Here is a 17,039-nt window from a genome sequence, read left to right on the forward strand (position 1 = left end):
GCCGCTCACGACCAACGACCGGGTGCCGGTGGGGCGGGAGAACCGTTAGGGTCCCGGCACATGGCCGAGGAGCTGGTGCACTACGCCGTGGAGCGCGGCGTCGCGACGATCACGTTGGACTCGCCGCACAACCGCAACGCCCTGTCGAGCGCCCTGCGCGGGCAGCTGCGGGACCACCTGACCCACGCGGTCGACGACCCCGCGGTGCGCGTCGTCGTGCTGACCCACACCGGCCCGGTCTTCTGCTCCGGCATGGACCTCAAGGAGTCGCGCGGCGCCAACGCGCAGCAGCAGGGGGTCAACGAGTTCCCGGCGATCCTGGAGCAGATCTGGACCAGCCCGAAGCCGGTGGTGGCCCGGCTGGCCGGCCCGGCCCGCGCCGGCGGCGTCGGCATCGTCGCCGCCTGCGACATCGCGGTGGCCGTCGCCGACGCCACGTTCGCCTTCACCGAGGTCCGCCTGGGCGTGGTCCCGGCGGTGATCTCGGTGACGGTGCTGCCCCGCCTGCTGCCGCGCGCGGCGCACGAGCTGTTCCTCACCGGCGAGAAGTTCGACGCGCGCCGGGCCGTGGAGATCGGCCTGGTCAACGCGGCCGTGGCCGCCGACGCGCTGGACGCCGAGGTGCGCCGGTACACCGACATGCTCGCGCTGGGCGGCCCGCGGGCGCTGGCCGCGACCAAGGCGATGCTGCGCCGCGAGCGGGCCACCGGCCTGGCCGAGGACTTCGCCGACATGCTGGAGCTGTCCGCCCGGCACTTCGCCAGCGAGGAGGGACAGGAGGGCATCCGCGCGTTCGCGGAGAAGCGCTCCCCGTCCTGGGTGCCGAAGGGCTGACCGGACGGCGCGCCCGCCGGCGACCCGGCGGGCGCGCCCCCGCAGCCGAACCGGACGGTCTCAGGCGTCGGTGAGCACGACCGAGAGCCGGGGGTTGGTCTCCACGGCGTCGGACAGCACCGTCCGGATCCCGTCGTAGGCGGTCCGGTCCTTCGCGGCCAGCGCGCGGTGCCCCGGCCAGACCAGGACGTGGTCCCCGGCCGGCAGCCAGGACAGGTCGGTCAGGCAGTCGAAGAGGGCGTCGAGGTTCCGGCCGTACCAGGACGGGAAGGACAACGCGCTGCCGAACGCGCCGAGCGCGCCCGCCTTGCTCTCCGCCGCCGCCGCGTCGACCACGTGGGGAACGGCGCCGCGCTGCCGCGCCTCGCGCTCCACCTCGCGCGCGGTCGTCCCTCGCGGCGCCTCCACGAAAGCACCGTCAGCACTCACCGCAAGCCCCCCTAGTGCTTGGTGTCGACCACGACGAAGGAGCCGTAGTGGTCACCCGTGTAGTAGACCTCGCCGCCACCACCGGCCACCAGCCGACGCGCGCCCCGGTCGCGTTCCCCGGGCGTGGGCACCGTGTACTCCTTGTAGTACCCGGAGTTCCTGCTCGGCAGGCGCCGCTCGAAGTTGCCGAAGACGCTGCCGTCCTTCTCCGGGTACGGGAAGGGGCCACCGCGCTCGATCAGGTGCCAGGTCTGCCCGGCCTCCTTCGGCAGCTGCGTCAGCGGCTTGACCGGCAGCCCGGAGTCCGCGCCGGGCACCCGCCCGCCGGCGGCCGATGTGCCCGTGCCGACGACGGCGCCGCTGGTGGGGGCCGGCTTCGGGTCGCCGCCCTGGCCCCGCACCAGCCACACCACGAGGACCAGCGCGATCAGCCCGAGCAGGCCGGCCAGGATCCGTTTGTGGGGTGTCACGAGCCGAGCCTACGGACGCGCCTCGGGCGCGACCGCCCCGCCCCGGGGGGTCGTCGCCGGCGGCTCGTCGTACCGCCCGCCCAGCGGCGGCTCCACGTCCCGCACCGGGGTCAGGCGCGCCGACGCCCGGTCGACCACGCGGTCGATCAGCCAGGCCACCGCCCAGCAGGCCGGCAGCAACACCGCCAGGACCACGGTGATCTGGAACGGGTACCAGAGCTGGGCGAGCCACAGCTCGACGTCGTCCCACCACTCGGTCAACCAGGCCAGCACGACGGAGAGGGTACGCGCCACCGCGCCGCGTGACCGGCGTCACGCGCCACCCCGGAGGTCGGCCGGTAGGTTGCCGGCATGTTCGCCGTCTACGCCGCTGAGCCCAAGCCCGACGACCCGTTGGCCGCGCTGGTGGTCGGCGAGCGCCCCGAGCCGAGCGCCCCGGAGGGCTGGGTGCCGGTCCGGGTCCGCGCCGCCAGCCTCAACATGCACGACCTGTGGACGCTGCGCGGCGTGGGCATCAAGCCCGAGCGCTTCCCGATGACCCTCGGCTGCGACGGCGCGGGCACGCTGCCGGACGGCACCGAGGTGGTGATCCACTCGGTGGTGGGCGACCCGGACTGGACCGGTGAGGAGACCCTCGACCCGAAGCGCACGCTGCTCACCGAGCTGCACCAGGGCACGTTCGCGGACGTGGTCGTGGTGCCGCGCCGCAACGCGCTGCCCAAGCCCGCGTCGCTGTCGTTCGCCGAGGCCGCGTGCACCGGCACCGCCTGGCTGACCGCCTACCGGATGCTGTTCGTGAACTCGGGCCTCCGGCCGGGGCAGACCATGCTGGTGCAGGGCGCCTCCGGCGGGGTGGCGACCGCGCTGGTCCAGCTCGGCCGGTCCGCCGGGTTCCGGGTGTGGGCCACCGGACGCAGCGAGGCCAAGCGGGCGCTGGCCGAGGAGTTGGGCGCGCACCGGACGTTCGAGCCGGGCGCGCGGCTGCCCGAGCGGGTGGACGCGGTGTTCGAGACGGTCGGCCGGGCCACCTGGTCGCACTCGGTGAAGTGCCTCCGCCCCGGCGGCACCATCGTGGTGTCCGGGGCCACCACGGGGGACGCCACCGCGGCGGAGCTGCAGCGCGTCTTCTTCCTCCAGCTCCGCGTGGTCGGCTCGACGATGGGCACCCGGCAGGAGCTCGCCGACCTGCTGTCCTTCCTGGACCTGACGGGGCTGCGGCCGCGGATCGGCAGCGAACTGCCGATGGAGCGGGCGGCCGAGGGCGTGCGGGCGATGCTCGACGGCGAGACCGCCGGCAAGATCGTCTTCACCCGGGACTGATCCGGGACTGCTCCAGGACTGACCTGGGGCTCCCGGGGGCTCCGGCCTCCCCTCTCCCGCGACCCGCGGAGGATCTCCCCGTCCGTGAAGGGTCGTCTTTCGTATACGAAGGACCATGTCGGTCGTATACGAAAGACGATGACGTTCGTATACGAAGGACCACGGTGTTCGTATACGAAAGTCGACGTCCGCTCCTCACGGGGAAGGCCGAAGATCGCGGGACCTCGGGCAGGCATCAGACCCCCGTGACGGCGCAGGAGCGGAAGACCGCGCCGAACACCTCCTCCGACACACCGCCGCCGATCGCCGTGAACCGCGCTGCCCCGCGCGTTGCCCCTGTTCCCCCGTCGAGTTCGACAACACCTCGGTGACGGTTCACGTGACGCGCCTCACGCGCTGGTCTACTACGAGGCGCACCGGATCGACGGCGAGCGCGGTCGGAGGGAGTGCCATGCACCGACGGCTGGGAGGCGGCTCCGGGATCTTCCGGCGCAAGCCCGTGGAGCAGATCGCGAGCGAACACGAGGGCGAGCTGACCCGGACGCTGGGGTTGTGGCAGCTCACCGCGATCGGCGTCGGCGGCATCATCGGCGCCGGCATCTTCTCCCTGGCCGGGGCCGTGGCCAACAGGACCGCCGGTCCGGCCGTGCTGATCTCGTTCCTGGTCGCCGGCGTGGCCAGCGCCGCCGCCGCGTTCGCCTACGCGGAGTTCGCCGGCCTGATCCCCAAGGCCGGCTCCGCCTACACCTACGGCTACGCGGTCCTCGGCGAGATCGTCGGCTGGTTCATCGGCTGGGACCTGCTCCTGGAGTACATCGCCATCGTCGCCGTGGTCGCGATCGGCATCTCCGGGTACTTCGCCTTCTTCGTGAACAAGATCGGCGTGACGTTGCCGGCGTGGATGCTGGGCGCGCCCGGCACTGGCGAGGGCCACAAGGTCGACCTGTTCGCCGCGCTGCTGTGCCTGCTGATCGCCTACCTGCTCAACCTCGGCATCAGGAACGCGGCGCGGTTCGAGACCTTCCTGGTGTGGCTCAAGGTCGGCCTGGTGCTGCTGGTGATCGTCGTCGGCGCGGCGCACATCAACGCGGACAACTACACGCCGTTCTTCCCGTTCGGCTTCGGCGGGGCGATCACCGGCGCGGCCACCGTGTTCTTCGCCGTCTTCGGCTACGACGCGATGAGCACCGCGGCCGAGGAGTCCAAGGACGCCCAGAAGCACATGCCGAAGGCCATCCTGTACTCGCTGGCCATCTCGATGGTGCTCTACGTGCTCGCCTGCCTGGTCCTCACCGGCATGCAGGACTACCGCGCCATCGACAGCGAGAGCGCGTTCGCCAACGCCTTCGCCGACGTGGGCCTGCCGGCGTTGGCCACGGTGATCGCGGTGGGCGCCATCGTCGGCATCGTCACCGTGCTGTTCACGTTCATGCTCGGCGTGACCCGCGTGTGGTTCTCCATGAGCCGCGACGGCCTGCTGCCCAAATGGTTCGCCAGGACCCACCCCGTGCGCAAGGTGCCCAGCCGGGTCACCTGGATCGCCGGCGCCGCCTCCGCCCTGATCGCCGGCTTCCTGCCCATCCGGGAGGCGGCGGAGCTGACCAACATCGGCATCCTGCTGGCGTTCGTCGTGGTGTCCGTCGCCGTCGTCGTGCTGCGCTAACGGCGGCCGGACCTGCCCCGCACCTTCCGCTGCCCGGGCGTGCCCGTGGTGCCGCTCGTCGGCATCGTCTTCTCGTTGTGGCTGATCACCGAGCTGACCGCGACGACCTGGCTCCGGTTCGGCGTCTGGTTCCTCCTGGGCCTGGTCGTCTACTTCGCCTACTCCTACCGGCACTCCGAGCTGGCCTGGACCGGACGGTCCAAACGGCGGTGAGGGGCCGCCGGACGCCACGGTGGTGTCCGGCCGGACCCGCGCCCAGACCCCGTGCTCAGTCCCTGCCAAGACGGTCGGCGGCAGCGGCCAGCGCCCGCCGCGCGTCCTGGTGCAGCCGGGCCACCAGCTCCCCGGCCGGCAACGCCTCGGTCAGCGAGTAGGTCTGCCCCGCCCACAGCGACATCGCCTCGGGGTCGTCGGCCCGGCCCGCCGCCGCGCGCAACGGCTTGGTCATGTGGTGCACCTGCGGGTAGGCCGCCGGAGCGCGGCCGCTGTGCTCCAACAACACCCGGTTCACCAGGCCACGCGCGGGACGCCCGGTGAACGCCCTGGTCAGGGCGGTTCCCCTGGCGGCGTCGCCGAGGGCGGCGCGGTGCGTGGGCTGGGTGCCCGCCTCCGGGCAGCGCAGGAACGCCGTGCCGAGCTGGGCGGCGGTGGCGCCGGCGGCCAGCACCGCCGCCACGTCCGCGCCGGTGGCCAGCCCGCCGGCCGCGATCACGGGCACGTCCACGGCGGCGAGCACCAGGCGCAGCGCCGCGACCGTGCCGAGCAGCTCGCCACCGCCGGGCGAGACGCCGTCGTCCCGGAACACCGCCCGGTGCCCACCGGCCTCCGAGCCCTGCACGCAGACCACGTTTGCCCCGGCCCGCACGGCCGTCCTGGCCTCGGCCGGCGTGGTCACCGTGACCACGACCTGGCCGCCCGCCCCGCGCACCCGCCGAACCACGTCGGCGTCCGGACAGCCGAAGGTGAACGACACCACCGGGATCCGCTCGGCCACGACCAGCTCCAGCTTCGCCGGGTAGTCGTCGTCCTCCCACCGGGGCTCGCCCAGCTCCACCCCGTACCTGCGGGCCTCGGCGCCGAGCCGCTCCCGGTACCCGTCGAGCCTGGGGTGGGTGTCGGCCCCCGGCACGAAAAGGTTCACCCCGAACGGCGCCGGCCGGCCGCTCCCGCCGGCGCCCAGCAGCGCGCGGGTGCGGGCGATCTGGTCGGCGAGCGCGTCGGCGCCGAGGTAGCCCGCGGCGAGGAAGCCGAACGCGCCGGCCTCGGTCACCGCGGCCACCAGTTCGGGGGTGGACACGCCGCCCGCCATGGGGGCGGCGATGACCGGGATGCGCAGGTCACTGATCACATCCGGACCCTAGTGAGCGCCGTCGGGGGCCGCCGGGGCAATGCAGCCAAGGCCACAGCGGCGCCCGCACCCTCGTCCAGATCACCCCGTTCGGGTGATCTCCCAACGCCCACCCCCGGAGCGTCCGACCGTCGGACGTCCCACTGCTCAGATCGGGTGACCACCCTTGGCGATCCGGGCCTCCCGATCGAGACTGGCCGAATGCGCTCCGTGTTGTTGGCCTCACTGGTGAGCCTGGTCCTGCCCCTCGCCGCCGTGGCACCGGCCGCGGCGGGCGCCGGGGAGGACACCTCGTTGCCGCCCTACTTCGCGGTCGCCCGTCCGGTCACGGCCGAGCAGCTCGGCACCACCTGGCGGCCGGAGTGCCCGGTGCGCCCGGACGAGCTGCGGCTGGTCACGCTCCGGCACGTCGGCATGGACGGCCGGGCGCACACCGGCCGCCTGGTGGTCAACCAGGACCGGGTGACCGAGACGATCACGCTCTTCGGCGAGCTGTACCGGATGCGGTTCCCCATCGAGAAGATGCGGACTCCCGACAACTACCCGAACGCCGACGACGAGCTGTCCATGCGGGACAACAACACCTCGGCCTACAACTGCCGGGGCATCGGGGGCAGCGGTCGCTGGTCCTACCACGCCTACGGCCGGGCGATCGACATCAACCCGAAGATCAACCCGTACCTGGACGACAAGGGCGTGCAGCCGGCCAACGGCGGCCCGTGGCTGGACCGCACCCGCCGGGACCCGGGCATGCTGCACGACGGCGACCCGGCGGTGCTGGCCTTCACCCAGCGCGGCTGGACCTGGGGCGGTCACTGGACCACGCCGCTGGACTACCAGCACTTCGAGAAGCCCTGAGCCGGACGTGCGGTGGGGAGGGCCCGCGACGCCGGTCCTCCCCACCCCCGTCACACGGCCACCGGCTCCGGCGCCCGCCGCGCTCCCGCCCACCACACGAGGCCACCGGCCGCGAAGCAGCACGCCGCCACGGCGCAGGACGCGCTCCATCCGGCGGCGGAGTAGGCCGCGGAACCACCGGCGGCGCCCACCGCGCCGCCCAGGAACGTCCCCACCATGTACACCGCGTTGCGCCGGCTCCGCGTCTCCGCCGCGCCCGCCATGACCCGCGCCTGGTGGGCCACCTGGCTCACCTGCATGCCGACCGCGAGCAGCAGCACGCCGGGCACCAGCGCGGGCAACCAGCTCCCGCCGAGGAACAGCAGCGGTGACGCGACGAGCAGCGCCAGCAGGCCGCTGCCCGCCACGACCCGAGCGCCCACGCGGTCGACCGCCCGGCCCGCGGCCGGCGCGGCCACCGCTCCGGCCAGACCGAGCAGGCCGACCAGACCGGCCGTGGACGCGCTCAGGCCGTGCGGCGCGCTGGTGAGCGCCAGGGCGAGCGTCGTCCAGACGGCGTTGAAGCCGGCGAACACCGCCGCCTGCGCGAGGCTCGGCCCCCGCACGTCGGGCCGTCGCGCCAGTCCGGGCAGCACCGCGAGGAGGTCGCGGTAGTGCTGACTCGGCCGCGGCCCGTCGACGGGCAGGACCCGCACGGTGAGGGCGCACACGATCGCGGTCAGCGCCGCCGCGACGAGGTAGACCACGCGCCAGCCGAGGGCGTCCCCGAGAGCGCCGCTCAGGACGCGCGAGCCCATCATCCCGGTGACCAGGCCGGCCTGGACCCAGGCCAGCGCGACCCCGCGCCGCTCCGGCGCGCTCACCTCGCTCACGAGCGGGACGAGCACCTGCGGGATGACCGTCGTCGCGGCGGCCAGCCCGACGAACGCCGACAGCACCGGCAGGGACGGCGCGGCGGCCGCCCCCGCCAGCAGCGCCACGGTCGCCGCGCCGAGCCAGGTGACGAGCCGACGCCGGGAGACCAGGTCGCCCAGCGGCACGAGCGACAGGATGCCGACGGCGTAGCCGAACAGCGCCGTGGTGGCCACCCCGCCGGCCGCGCCGGCCGGCACGCCGAGGTCGGCGGCGACGACGCCGAGCACCGGCTGGGCCAGGTAGACGTTGCCGACCGTGACACCGGCGCACAGCGCCGACGCGACGACCAGCCCGCGACCGCCGCGCGGGACGGGTGGCGTCGCGCCCGTCACGCCGTCTCCCCGGCGAGCTGCCGGCCCAGGCTGTCCAGGTCCCCGTAGACCACCGCCTCGCCGACCAGGCCCTCGGCGTCGAGGGTGAAGACCGTGATGCCGGACCAGCGGACCTCGGCGCCGGCGGGGTTGGCCCCGTTGCCCCGCCACACGACCGCGATCCGCTTCCCGGTCCGGTGCGCCTCGACCGGGGTGAGGCCGTCGAACCGCCCGAAGCCGGCGAGGGCCCCGCTGATCAGCGCGTGGATCGCGGCGCGCCCCCTGACCGGCGGGGTGTCGACGGGGTGGTGGAACGCCGCGTCCGGCGCGAAGGCGGCCGCCCAGGCGTCGACGTCCGCGACGCGGGAGGCGGTGAAGAAGCGCTCGACGGCGGAGGGGAGCAGCATGACGTATCCCTTCTTCTAACCAACCGGTTGGTTAGAAGCTAGATCGCGAGCGCGCCCAATGTCAACCAGACGGTTGGTTACTTCTCGGCTAGCATCGCCGGCGTGCCCAGGGACGCCGAAGCCACCAAGGCGCGGATCTTCGCCGCGGCCTCAGCCGAGTTCGCCGCGCACGGCGTCGCCGGCGCCCGCGTCGAGCGGATCGCCCGCGCCGCGAACGCCAACAAGCAGCTCATCTACGCCTACTTCGGCGACAAGGAGGGGCTGTTCAACGCGGTCCTGCAGCACGCGCTGCGGGAGCTCGCCGACGCGGTGCCCGCCAGCGGCGGCGACGTCGAGGACTACGTGGACCGGCTGTTCGACTACCACGCCGAGCACCCCGAGGTGTGCCGCCTGCTGCTGTGGGAGGCGCTGGAGTACGGCGACCGCCCGGTCCCCTCCGAGCCCGAGCGCACCGCCCACTACCAGGACAAGGTCGACGCGATGGCCACGGCCGACCGAACCGGCGACGCGCTCGCGCCCGACGTGCTCACCCTGCTCCTGCTCGGCCTGGTCGGCTGGCCGAACGCGGTCCCCCAGGTCCGCCGCATGCTGCTCGGCCCGGACGGCCCCGACCAGCGGGACCGCCTCCGCGCCGCCGTCCGCGTCGCCGCCCGTCGTCTCACCACCCGCCCCTGACTTCCCCGGGGCACAAGGGAACCCAACCCGTCGGCCACCTCAAAGCGTCCACAATGGACAGTCAGGGAAAGCCCACGGCGCGGGGGCGCCGTCATCCAGGCGCCCCCGCGGTCAGCGAGATCGGCGTAGCGAGAACGCGGGCAACGACGCTCCGCGTGCTCGTCAGCGGACATTTCCTTTGCCAGCTCGGCGTATCCCCGTTCCCAGGCCCGCTCGTAGCGCGCACGTGCACCAGCCCGCAGGAGGGTACGGTTCACGCTCGCCCCGGAGTTCGGCTCGCGGCCCCCCTGCCCAGCGGCCCATGCCACCAAGGCGACGTGCTCCGCCCGCCCGGGATCAGCGAACGACGCCAGGAGCGCTTCGTCCACGTCCTTGAACGTCGTCCGCCTGCTCGTGCCGCTCAAGGTACTGCGCACGGCGCATCCCGTTGTCGTGCTCATACCGATGCGGCCGAAGCCCGCCGAACCGCCCGGAAACGCCGGCGGCGGGCCGCTCCTGGGAGGGAGCGACCCGCCGCCGGGGTGGTCTCGGGCCTACTTCTTGCCGCCCTTGGCCTTGTCACCGGCCTCGTCGGTGGACAGGGCGGCGACGAACGCCTCCTGCGGCACCTCGACGCGGCCGATGGTCTTCATCCGCTTCTTGCCTTCCTTCTGCTTCTCCAGCAGCTTGCGCTTCCGCGAGATGTCACCGCCGTAGCACTTGGCGAGGACGTCCTTGCGCAGCGCGCGGATGGTCTCCCTGGCGATGACCCGGGAGCCGATGGCGGCCTGGATCGGCACCTCGAACTGCTGCCTCGGGATCAGCTCGCGCAGCTTGCTGGCCATCCGGGTGCCGTAGGCGTAGGCGCTGTCCCGGTGCACGATCGCGCTGAACGCGTCCACCGCCTCGCCCTGGAGCAGGATGTCGACCTTGACCAGGTTCGCGGTCTGGGTGCCGGCCTCCTCGTAGTCCAGCGAGGCGTAGCCGCGGGTCCGCGACTTCAACGCGTCGAAGAAGTCGAAGATGATCTCGGCGAGCGGCATGGTGTACCGCAGCTCGACCCGGTCCTCGGACAGGTAGTCCATGCCGCCGAGCTGGCCGCGCCGGCTCTGGCACAGCTCCATGATCGCGCCGACGAAGTCCGACGGGGCGATGATCGTGCACTTGACGATCGGCTCGTGCACCTCGCCGATCTTGCCCTCCGGCCAGTCCGAGGGGTTGGTGACGACCAGCTCGGCGCCGTCGTCCATCACCACCCGGTAGACCACGTTGGGGGCGGTGGAGATCAGGTCCAGGCCGAACTCGCGCTCCAGCCGGTCCCGGGTGATCTCCAGGTGCAGCAGGCCGAGGAAGCCGCAGCGGAAGCCGAAGCCCAGCGCCGCCGAGGTCTCCGGCTCGTAGGTCAGCGCCGCGTCGTTGAGCCGCAGCTTGTCCAGCGCCTCGCGCAGCTCGGGGTACTCCGAGCCGTCGACCGGGTAGAGACCGGCGTAGACCATCGGCTTGGGGTCGCGGTAGCCGCCGAGCGCCTCGGTGGCGCCCTTGCGCTCCGCGGTGACGGTGTCGCCCACCCGGGACTGGCGGACGTCCTTCACCCCGGTGATCAGGTAGCCCACCTCGCCGACCCCGAGGCCGACGCACGGCTTCGGCTCCGGCGAGATGATGCCCACCTCCAGCAGCTCGTGCGTGGCGCCGGTGGACATCATCTTGATCCGCTCCCGCGGCGTGATCTTCCCGTCGACCACCCGGATGTAGGTGATGACGCCGCGGTAGGTGTCGTACACCGAGTCGAAGATCATCGCCCGCGCCGGCGCGTCGGCCTGGCCGGTCGGCGGCGGCACCTGGCGCACGACCTCGTCGAGCAGCTCCCGCACGCCCACGCCGGTCTTGGCCGAGACGCGCAGCACGTCACCGGGGTCGCAGCCGATGATGTGCGCGAGCTCGGCGGCGTACTTGTCCGGGTCGGCGGCCGGCAGGTCGATCTTGTTCAGCACCGGGACGATGGTCAGGTCGTTCTCCATCGCCAGGTACAGGTTGGCCAGGGTCTGCGCCTCGATGCCCTGCGCGGCGTCGACCAGCAGGATCGCGCCCTCGCACGCGGCCAGCGAGCGGGACACCTCGTAGGTGAAGTCGACGTGACCGGGCGTGTCGATCAGGTGCAGCACGTACTCGACGTCACTGCCCGTGTCGTCCTTGGCCACCCACGGCAGCCGGACGTTCTGGGCCTTGATCGTGATCCCGCGCTCCCGCTCGATGTCCATCCGGTCGAGGTACTGGGCGCGCATGGCGCGCTCATCCACCACGCCGGTGAGCTGCAGCATCCGGTCGGCCAACGTCGACTTGCCGTGGTCGATGTGCGCGATGATGCAGAAGTTCCGGATGCGCTCCGGCGGCGTGAACGTGGTGTCGGCGAACGTGCTCACTCAGGGTCCCTCGCAAGCGAATGGGTGACGTCTCATCGTCCCACGAGACCGGGGGTGCCACGCACACGTATCCGGGCAGTCCCCGATGCGCCCGTCCCCGGGGGCCGCTGGAATGGGCGTATGCGTGATGTGCTGCTGCGGATCCTCGACCCCTTCTTCGGCCGCCCGACGGGGTTGCGCGGGCGGTTGGGCGGGGCGGTGATGGCCCGGTCCAACGCGGCGAGCGAACGGCACCTGGTCGCGCTGGCCGCCCCGCGCCCGACCGACTCCGTGCTGGTCGTGGGCCCGGGACCGGGCGTGGGACTGGCCGAGGTCGCCCGCGTGACCAACCGCGGCCACGTGGTCGGCGTGGACCCCTCGCCGGAGATGCTGCGGCGCTGCCGGGAGCTGTGCGCCGACCTGGTCCGGGCCGGCCGGGTGGAGCTGCGCCAGGGGACGGCGCAGGACACCGGGGCGCCGGCCGCCTCGTTCGACGTCGTGCTCAGCGTGAACAACGTCGTGTTCTGGCCGGACCGGCCCGCCGGGTTCGCCGAGCTGCGCCGGGTGCTGCGACCGGGCGGCCTGCTGGTGCTGTCCATGCACCGGACCGCGATGGACGCCGAGGGCTACTCGGCGGAGGACCTGCGGGCCGACGCCGAGGGCGCCGGGCTGACCGAGGTCGTGGTCCGCGAGCGGGCCGGGGCCAGCGCGTGGGGCGCGGCGGTCGACATGACCGCCCGCCACCCCTGACCGCCCCTCACGCGACGGCCAGGGCGGCGACGCCGAGCAGCACCACCAGCGCGCCGCCCAGCCGCCGACCGGGTCGCGGCTCGCCCAGCACCCGCCAGGCGACGACCGCGCTCACCACGATGCTCAGCTCCCGCGCGGGGGCGACCAGGCTCACCGGGGCGAGCCGCATCGCGAACAGCACCAGGCCGTAGGCCAGCGAGGACAGCGCCGCGACGGCGACGACCGCGGTCCGGTGCTGTCGCCACACGTCGATCACCACGGCCCGGTCCCCGGCCACCCACGGCGCGAGCAACAGCACCCGCACCACGTTGTTGCCCCAGTTGAACAGCAACGGGGAGATCGCGAGCGCGGTGACGGCGTGCGCGTCCCAGAGGGTGTAGCCGGCGATCATGACCCCGGTCAGCACGCCATAGCCGACGCCCAGCGGGCGGCGCGGACCGGCGGCGCGCGCGACAGCGCTGTCACCGGCACTGCCGCCGGAACCGCTGTCGCCACCGGCGACCGCCGGCGCGCGACCCGAGCCGATGACGAGGACGCCGAGGACCACCGCCCCCGCGCCGAGCAGCCCCAGGAGACCGGGCCGTTCGTCGAACACGAGCACGCTGGCCGTCACCGCGACGAGCGGCCCGATGCCCCGCGCGAGCGGGTAGACCACCGACAGGTCCCCCACCGCGTAGCCGCGTTGCAACAGCAGCGAGTAGCCGGTGTGGAGGGCGCCGCTCGCCGCGGTCGCGAGCAGCCCCGCCCAGCCGAACCGGACGGCGTCCTGCCCACCCACCACGACGCCGACCACCGCGAACGGGAGCAACAGGACCGCGCTGACCGCGGAGTTGAGCCAGGTGAAAGGCAGCCCGGCCGCGGTGGCGGCGCGTTTGGCGAAGAAGTTCCAGCCGGCGTGCGCCACGGCGGCGGCCAGCACCAGCAGGACGGTCACGGGACCCATCGCGAAACCCCTCTGGCCCGCGCGTGGGCGCGCGGGAGCCGGGTTCCTCCAGGCTTTTCGTCCCGTCAGATGGCCGGCCGCCGTCCGGGCGGGCCGGTGGCGCCGCTCGGTCCAGTCCTCCCGGCCCTGGTTGTGGGGTGGTCGTGGCGGGTGGGAGCGGAACCCTAGGCGCTGTCGATCTCGACCCTAACGCCAGCGGCGGGTGCGACGACCGTGGAGTTCGTCGCACCCGCCGCGCCCCCGGGGTTGGCCAAGAGCCCGACTTCGGGTTCGTTCAGCGGGGGCGCACTGCCGCCAGCAGCTCGGGCCCCCGCTCCTCAAGGCGTCGGACCGCGATCCGGCCGAACGCCCACGCGCTCAGCAGGCCGACCCCGACTCCCACCGGCGTCGCCAGCCAGCGCAGCGCGGCGGAGTCGACGACCGACCCGGCGGCCACGAGCGCGACCTCCGGCAACGCCACGACGAGCATCAGCAGGCTGATCGCGACCTGGAGCAACGCCTTGGAGCAGCCCGGCATGCCGCCGGCGGCGAACGGGTTGGACCGCTGGACGGGCACCGGGTAGGCGGCGAAGACCGACATCACCGCGAGCACGCCGGAACCGCCGCCGAGCAGCGCCGGGACCAGGGACAGCAACCAGGGGTAGGCCCCGGTCTGCCCGGACAGCGCCGGCAGCGCGAACGCGGCCACCACCGCCACCGGCGCGACGTAGACCAGCCAGGCGAGTTGGCGGCCCCGCACGTCCGCCCCCGCGGCCGCGGGCTGCACGAGCGTGTGCCACAGGGCGGTGCCGTCGAAGCCGTAGAGGTTGCCGGTGTTCATGGTGGAGATGAAGATCACGAACAGCGGGGCGTAGGCGAGCACCCCGACGCCGAGGTGGCCCCGGTCGTCCTCCAGCACCGCCGGCAGGGCCGGCAGCGCCAGGCCGAGCACCAGCCCCGGCACCAGGACCGACCGGCGACGGGCGTCCCGCCACCACGTCCGCACCTCCTTGGCGGCGACCGCGCCGACCGGGGTGGCCGGCACGAGCGCCCACAGGCCGCCGCCGGCGGCGGCGCCCTTCCGGCCCGCCCGCGTCGGCCCGGTCGCCGACGGCGGCGTGGTCATCCGGCGCACCAGCAGCGCCGACCAGGCCCAGGCCAACACCGCGACGAGCGCGGCCAGCCCGCCCACCGCGCCGACGACCCGCCACCAGTCGGCCCGCGCCGCCGCCTCCACCGCGACCGGGGCCCAGCCCGAGGGCAGCGCCCGCAGGACCGCCACGAAACCCGGTGAGCGCCGCTCGACCAGGATCGGCGCGATCGCCTTGACCGCGTACTGGGCGGGCACGATCAGCAGGGCGGTGCCCGCGGCCAGCAGCACGCCGAGATCACGGCCCCGGCGCGAGCGCAGGACCGCGCCCAGGGCGCCGACGACCACCCGGGACAACGCCAGCACCAGCGCGAGCTGCAACGGCACGACCACCAGGGCGACGACCAGCGGGCCGACGCCCAGGGTCGCCCCGCGGACCACCAGCCCGGCGAAGGCGACCAGGCTCACCAGCGGCGGCACGCCGACGACGGCGGAGACCAGCAGCCCGCCGGCGAGGCGGCGGGGGCCGATCGGCAGCAGGCGGAAGTGCTCGGGCTGCAGGGTCTCGTCGCTGCCGGAGAGCAGCACCGGGCCCACGACCCAGCCGAGCGTCCACGCGGCCAGCAGGGCGGCGGCGACGTCGGTGCCGATCGCCAGCGACTCCCCCGCCGCGCCGCCGGGCCCGCCCACCGCCAGCACGACCGCCGTGAACAGCCCGCCGACCAGGCCGAACACCGACCCGACCAGGAACGGCGCCGCCCTGGCCGACCCGCGCAGCCCGTGCCGCAGCACCCGCAGGCGCATCCGGATCAGGACGCCAACCACGACAACCCCTCCGCCCCACCGGTGCGGCCGCCGACGAGGTGCACGAACGCCGCCTCCAGGCTCTGCCCGCCCCGCACCAGCTCCACCGGCCCGCTGGCCACCACGCGCCCGCCCGCGATCACCGCCACGTGGTCGCAGAGCTGCTCGACCAGCGTCATGACGTGGCTGGACAGCACGACCGCCCCGCCGGAGTCCACGAACCGGCGCAGGATCGTGCGGATCGTGGCGGCGGAAACCGGGTCGACCGCCTCGAAGGGCTCGTCGAGCACCAGCAGCTTCGGCGCGTGCAGCAGCGCCGTGGCCAGCCCGATCTTCTTGCGCATGCCGGCCGAGTAGTCGACCACCAGGGTGCGGTCGGCCTCGGCCAGCTCCAGCACCGCGAGCAGCTCCTCGGTCCGGCGCGCCACCGTGTCGGGCGGCAGGCCCCGCAACAGGCCGGTGTAGGTGAGCAGCTCACGCCCGGTCAACCGTTCGGGCAACGTCAGGCCGTCCGGGAGGACGCCGACGAGCTCCTTGGCGCGGGCCGGGTCGGCCCAGACGTCGGCCCCGAGGATGTGCGCCCGCCCCGCGTCGGGGCGCAGCAGGCCGACCGCCATGGACAACGTCGTGGTCTTGCCGGCCCCGTTCGGGCCGACCAGGCCGAAGAACGACCCCCGGGGCACGGCGAGCGACACCCGGTCCACCGCCGTCCTGCCGTCGAACGCCTTGACCAGGCCGGACAGCCGCAGGGCCGGGACGCCCCCCGCGTCCTCGGCCCCCTCGGCGCGGACGCCCTCCTGCGCTCCGGCCGCTTCCCGCGTCACGTCCACGCGTCCTCCCCTCGCCGTCGGCCGGCGCCCTCGCCGCCCGACGAAAAAAGTGATATCACTTTGCTAGATGGGCGGCAACGGGCCCGCCCGGGACGGGGAGGTCGAGGGGCGATGCCGAAAACGCCGTCAGCGCCGATGCCGGAGGTCGCGCGCGGTCACGGTTCGGTGCGGGAGCAACGGGCGTTCGCGCCGAACGGCCTGGCGGGAGGCGGCGTCGGGCTCGCCCTGCTCCTGGGCGGCGTGGCCATGGGCGTGGCGCTGGGAGAGCGGAACGCCGCGGTCGGGGTGCCGATCGCGGTGGTCCTCGGCCTCGCCGGCCTCCTCACCCTCGCCGGCCTGGTGACCGTGTCACCCGGCGAGGCCAAGGTGCTCCAGTTCCTCGGCCGCTACGTCGGCACTCTGCGCGACTCCGGCCTCTACTGGGTGAACCCGCTGACCACCAAGAAGATGGTCTCCACTCGCATCCGCAACCACGAGAGCGCGGTGCTGAAGGTCAACGACGGCGACGGCAACCCGATCGAGATCGCCGCGGTGGTGGTCTGGCAGGTGGCCGACACCGCCCAGGCGGTCTTCGACGTGGACGACTTCGTCACCTTCGTCGAGGTGCAGACCGAGACGGCCGTGCGGCACATCGCCAACAGCTACCCGTACGACGCGCACGGGGAGACCGGCCTGTCGCTGCGGGAGAACGCCGAGGAGATCACCGAGCGGCTCTCCGCCGAGATCGCGGACCGGGTCGCCGCCGCCGGCGTCCGGGTGATCGAGTCCCGGTTCACGCACCTGGCCTACGCTCCCGAGATCGCGCACGCGATGTTGCAGCGCCAGCAGGCCAGCGCGGTCGTCTCGGCCAGGGCGCGGATCGTCGAGGGCGCGGTGGGCATGGTCGAGATGGCGCTCGACCGGCTGGCCGAGCACGACGTCGTGGAGCTGGACGAGGAGCGGAAGGCGGCGATGGTGAGCAACCTGCTCGTGGTCCTGTGCGGCGACCGGTCGACGCAACCGGTGGTCAACACGGGGTCCCTCTACCACTGACGC

16 protein-coding genes and 1 pseudogene are annotated in these 17,039 nt (G+C 73.7%); 7 read left to right on the top strand and 10 right to left on the bottom strand.

Going from position 1 to position 17,039, the window contains the following annotated elements; genetic code table 11:
* Nucleotides 1-60: 60 nt before the first annotated feature.
* Complete coding sequence (locus BUE43_RS12210) at nucleotides 61-834, top strand: enoyl-CoA hydratase family protein (RefSeq protein ID WP_073482218.1); 774 nt, start codon at nucleotides 61-63, stop codon at nucleotides 832-834.
* Nucleotides 835-894: 60 nt separating this feature from the next.
* Here the strand turns inward: BUE43_RS12210 and BUE43_RS12215 are convergent, their stop codons facing one another.
* From BUE43_RS12215 to BUE43_RS12225, 3 genes are read right to left on the bottom strand one after another with little or no spacing between them, the layout of a single operon-like run.
* The gene (locus tag BUE43_RS12215; protein WP_073482221.1) at nucleotides 895-1,242 is read right to left on the bottom strand and encodes a barstar family protein; all 348 of its coding nucleotides are present in this window, start codon (nucleotides 1,240-1,242) and stop codon (nucleotides 895-897) included.
* A gap of 32 nt (nucleotides 1,243-1,274) precedes the next feature.
* Nucleotides 1,275-1,733 (bottom strand): guanyl-specific ribonuclease, encoded by a 459-nt coding sequence (locus BUE43_RS12220; protein WP_073482223.1) that lies wholly within the window; start codon nucleotides 1,731-1,733, stop codon nucleotides 1,275-1,277.
* A 9-nt stretch (nucleotides 1,734-1,742) separates the two neighbouring features.
* Nucleotides 1,743-2,006: a hypothetical protein gene (locus BUE43_RS12225; protein WP_073482225.1), complete on the bottom strand. Its 264-nt coding sequence runs from the start codon at nucleotides 2,004-2,006 to the stop codon at nucleotides 1,743-1,745.
* A 78-nt stretch (nucleotides 2,007-2,084) separates the two neighbouring features.
* On the opposite strand from BUE43_RS12225, the gene BUE43_RS12230 reads away from it, so the two are divergent.
* Nucleotides 2,085-3,053, top strand: a complete 969-nt coding sequence (locus BUE43_RS12230; RefSeq protein ID WP_073482227.1) for a zinc-binding dehydrogenase — start codon at nucleotides 2,085-2,087, stop codon at nucleotides 3,051-3,053.
* Between the two features lie 451 nt (nucleotides 3,054-3,504).
* Nucleotides 3,505-4,929, top strand: a pseudogene (locus tag BUE43_RS12235) (amino acid permease).
* 55 nt (nucleotides 4,930-4,984) lie between these two features.
* On the opposite strand, the gene BUE43_RS12240 reads toward BUE43_RS12235, so the two are convergent.
* On the bottom strand, nucleotides 4,985-6,064 hold the full coding sequence (locus BUE43_RS12240; protein ID WP_073482229.1) for an NAD(P)H-dependent flavin oxidoreductase: 1,080 nt from the start codon (nucleotides 6,062-6,064) through the stop codon (nucleotides 4,985-4,987).
* A gap of 201 nt (nucleotides 6,065-6,265) precedes the next feature.
* On the opposite strand from BUE43_RS12240, the gene BUE43_RS12245 reads away from it, so the two are divergent.
* Nucleotides 6,266-6,922 carry a M15 family metallopeptidase gene (locus BUE43_RS12245; protein ID WP_083959588.1) on the top strand — a complete coding sequence of 219 codons (657 nt, stop codon included), beginning with the start codon at nucleotides 6,266-6,268 and terminating at the stop codon, nucleotides 6,920-6,922.
* Nucleotides 6,923-6,972: 50 nt separating this feature from the next.
* On the opposite strand, the gene BUE43_RS12250 is transcribed toward BUE43_RS12245, so the two are convergent.
* The gene (locus BUE43_RS12250; protein WP_073482231.1) at nucleotides 6,973-8,169 is read right to left on the bottom strand and encodes an MFS transporter; all 1,197 of its coding nucleotides are present in this window, start codon (nucleotides 8,167-8,169) and stop codon (nucleotides 6,973-6,975) included.
* The gene (locus tag BUE43_RS12255) at nucleotides 8,166-8,555 is read right to left on the bottom strand and encodes a nuclear transport factor 2 family protein (RefSeq protein ID WP_073482233.1); all 390 of its coding nucleotides are present in this window, start codon (nucleotides 8,553-8,555) and stop codon (nucleotides 8,166-8,168) included. Before BUE43_RS12255 ends, BUE43_RS12250 begins: the two co-directional genes overlap by 4 nt.
* 102 nt (nucleotides 8,556-8,657) lie before the next feature.
* On the opposite strand from BUE43_RS12255, the gene BUE43_RS12260 reads away from it, so the two are divergent.
* The gene (locus BUE43_RS12260; protein ID WP_200797467.1) at nucleotides 8,658-9,230 is read left to right on the top strand and encodes a TetR/AcrR family transcriptional regulator; all 573 of its coding nucleotides are present in this window, start codon (nucleotides 8,658-8,660) and stop codon (nucleotides 9,228-9,230) included.
* A 533-nt stretch (nucleotides 9,231-9,763) separates the two neighbouring features.
* Here the strand turns inward: BUE43_RS12260 and lepA are convergent.
* Nucleotides 9,764-11,629 (bottom strand): translation elongation factor 4, encoded by a 1,866-nt coding sequence (lepA, locus tag BUE43_RS12265; RefSeq protein WP_073482238.1) that lies wholly within the window; start codon nucleotides 11,627-11,629, stop codon nucleotides 9,764-9,766.
* Nucleotides 11,630-11,749: 120 nt separating this feature from the next.
* On the opposite strand from lepA, the gene BUE43_RS12270 reads away from it, so the two are divergent.
* Nucleotides 11,750-12,358 (top strand): class I SAM-dependent methyltransferase, encoded by a 609-nt coding sequence (locus tag BUE43_RS12270; RefSeq protein WP_073482241.1) that lies wholly within the window; start codon nucleotides 11,750-11,752, stop codon nucleotides 12,356-12,358.
* Between the two features lie 7 nt (nucleotides 12,359-12,365).
* Here BUE43_RS12270 and BUE43_RS12275 read toward each other — a convergent pair whose 3' ends face one another.
* The 3 genes from BUE43_RS12275 to BUE43_RS12285 form a co-directional block, all read right to left on the bottom strand.
* Entirely contained in the window at nucleotides 12,366-13,301 is a 936-nt protein-coding gene (locus tag BUE43_RS12275) for an EamA family transporter (protein ID WP_073482243.1), read from the bottom strand.
* Nucleotides 13,302-13,575: 274 nt separating this feature from the next.
* A complete protein-coding gene (locus BUE43_RS34155) occupies nucleotides 13,576-15,195 on the bottom strand; it encodes a hypothetical protein (RefSeq protein ID WP_073482245.1) in 1,620 nt (539 codons plus the stop codon).
* Nucleotides 15,180-16,004, bottom strand: a complete 825-nt coding sequence (locus tag BUE43_RS12285) for an ABC transporter ATP-binding protein (protein WP_234995675.1) — start codon at nucleotides 16,002-16,004, stop codon at nucleotides 15,180-15,182. The genes BUE43_RS34155 and BUE43_RS12285 overlap by 16 nt, the downstream gene beginning before the upstream one ends.
* A 111-nt stretch (nucleotides 16,005-16,115) precedes the next feature.
* On the opposite strand from BUE43_RS12285, the gene BUE43_RS12290 reads away from it, so the two are divergent.
* Nucleotides 16,116-17,036, top strand: coding sequence for an SPFH domain-containing protein (locus BUE43_RS12290; RefSeq protein WP_073482247.1), 921 nt, complete (start codon nucleotides 16,116-16,118; stop codon nucleotides 17,034-17,036).
* Nucleotides 17,037-17,039 lie beyond the last annotated feature (3 nt).

Origin of the sequence: Streptoalloteichus hindustanus, from assembly GCF_900129375.1 — a bacterium.
Taxonomy (GTDB): domain Bacteria; phylum Actinomycetota; class Actinomycetes; order Mycobacteriales; family Pseudonocardiaceae; genus Streptoalloteichus; species Streptoalloteichus hindustanus.

Bases quoted from the DNA above. Each gene is read 5' to 3' on its own strand.
- BUE43_RS12210 (WP_073482218.1), top strand. From the start codon at position 61: ATGGCCGAGGAGCTGGTGCACTACGCCGTGGAGCGCGGCGTCGCGACG.
- BUE43_RS12230 (WP_073482227.1), top strand. From the start codon at position 2,085: ATGTTCGCCGTCTACGCCGCTGAGCCCAAGCCCGACGACCCGTTGGCC.
- BUE43_RS12245 (WP_083959588.1), top strand. From the start codon at position 6,266: ATGCGCTCCGTGTTGTTGGCCTCACTGGTGAGCCTGGTCCTGCCCCTC.
- BUE43_RS12255 (WP_073482233.1), bottom strand. From the start codon at position 8,555: ATGCTGCTCCCCTCCGCCGTCGAGCGCTTCTTCACCGCCTCCCGCGTC.
- BUE43_RS12270 (WP_073482241.1), top strand. From the start codon at position 11,750: ATGCGTGATGTGCTGCTGCGGATCCTCGACCCCTTCTTCGGCCGCCCG.
- BUE43_RS12275 (WP_073482243.1), bottom strand. From the start codon at position 13,301: ATGGGTCCCGTGACCGTCCTGCTGGTGCTGGCCGCCGCCGTGGCGCAC.
- BUE43_RS12290 (WP_073482247.1), top strand. From the start codon at position 16,116: ATGCCGAAAACGCCGTCAGCGCCGATGCCGGAGGTCGCGCGCGGTCAC.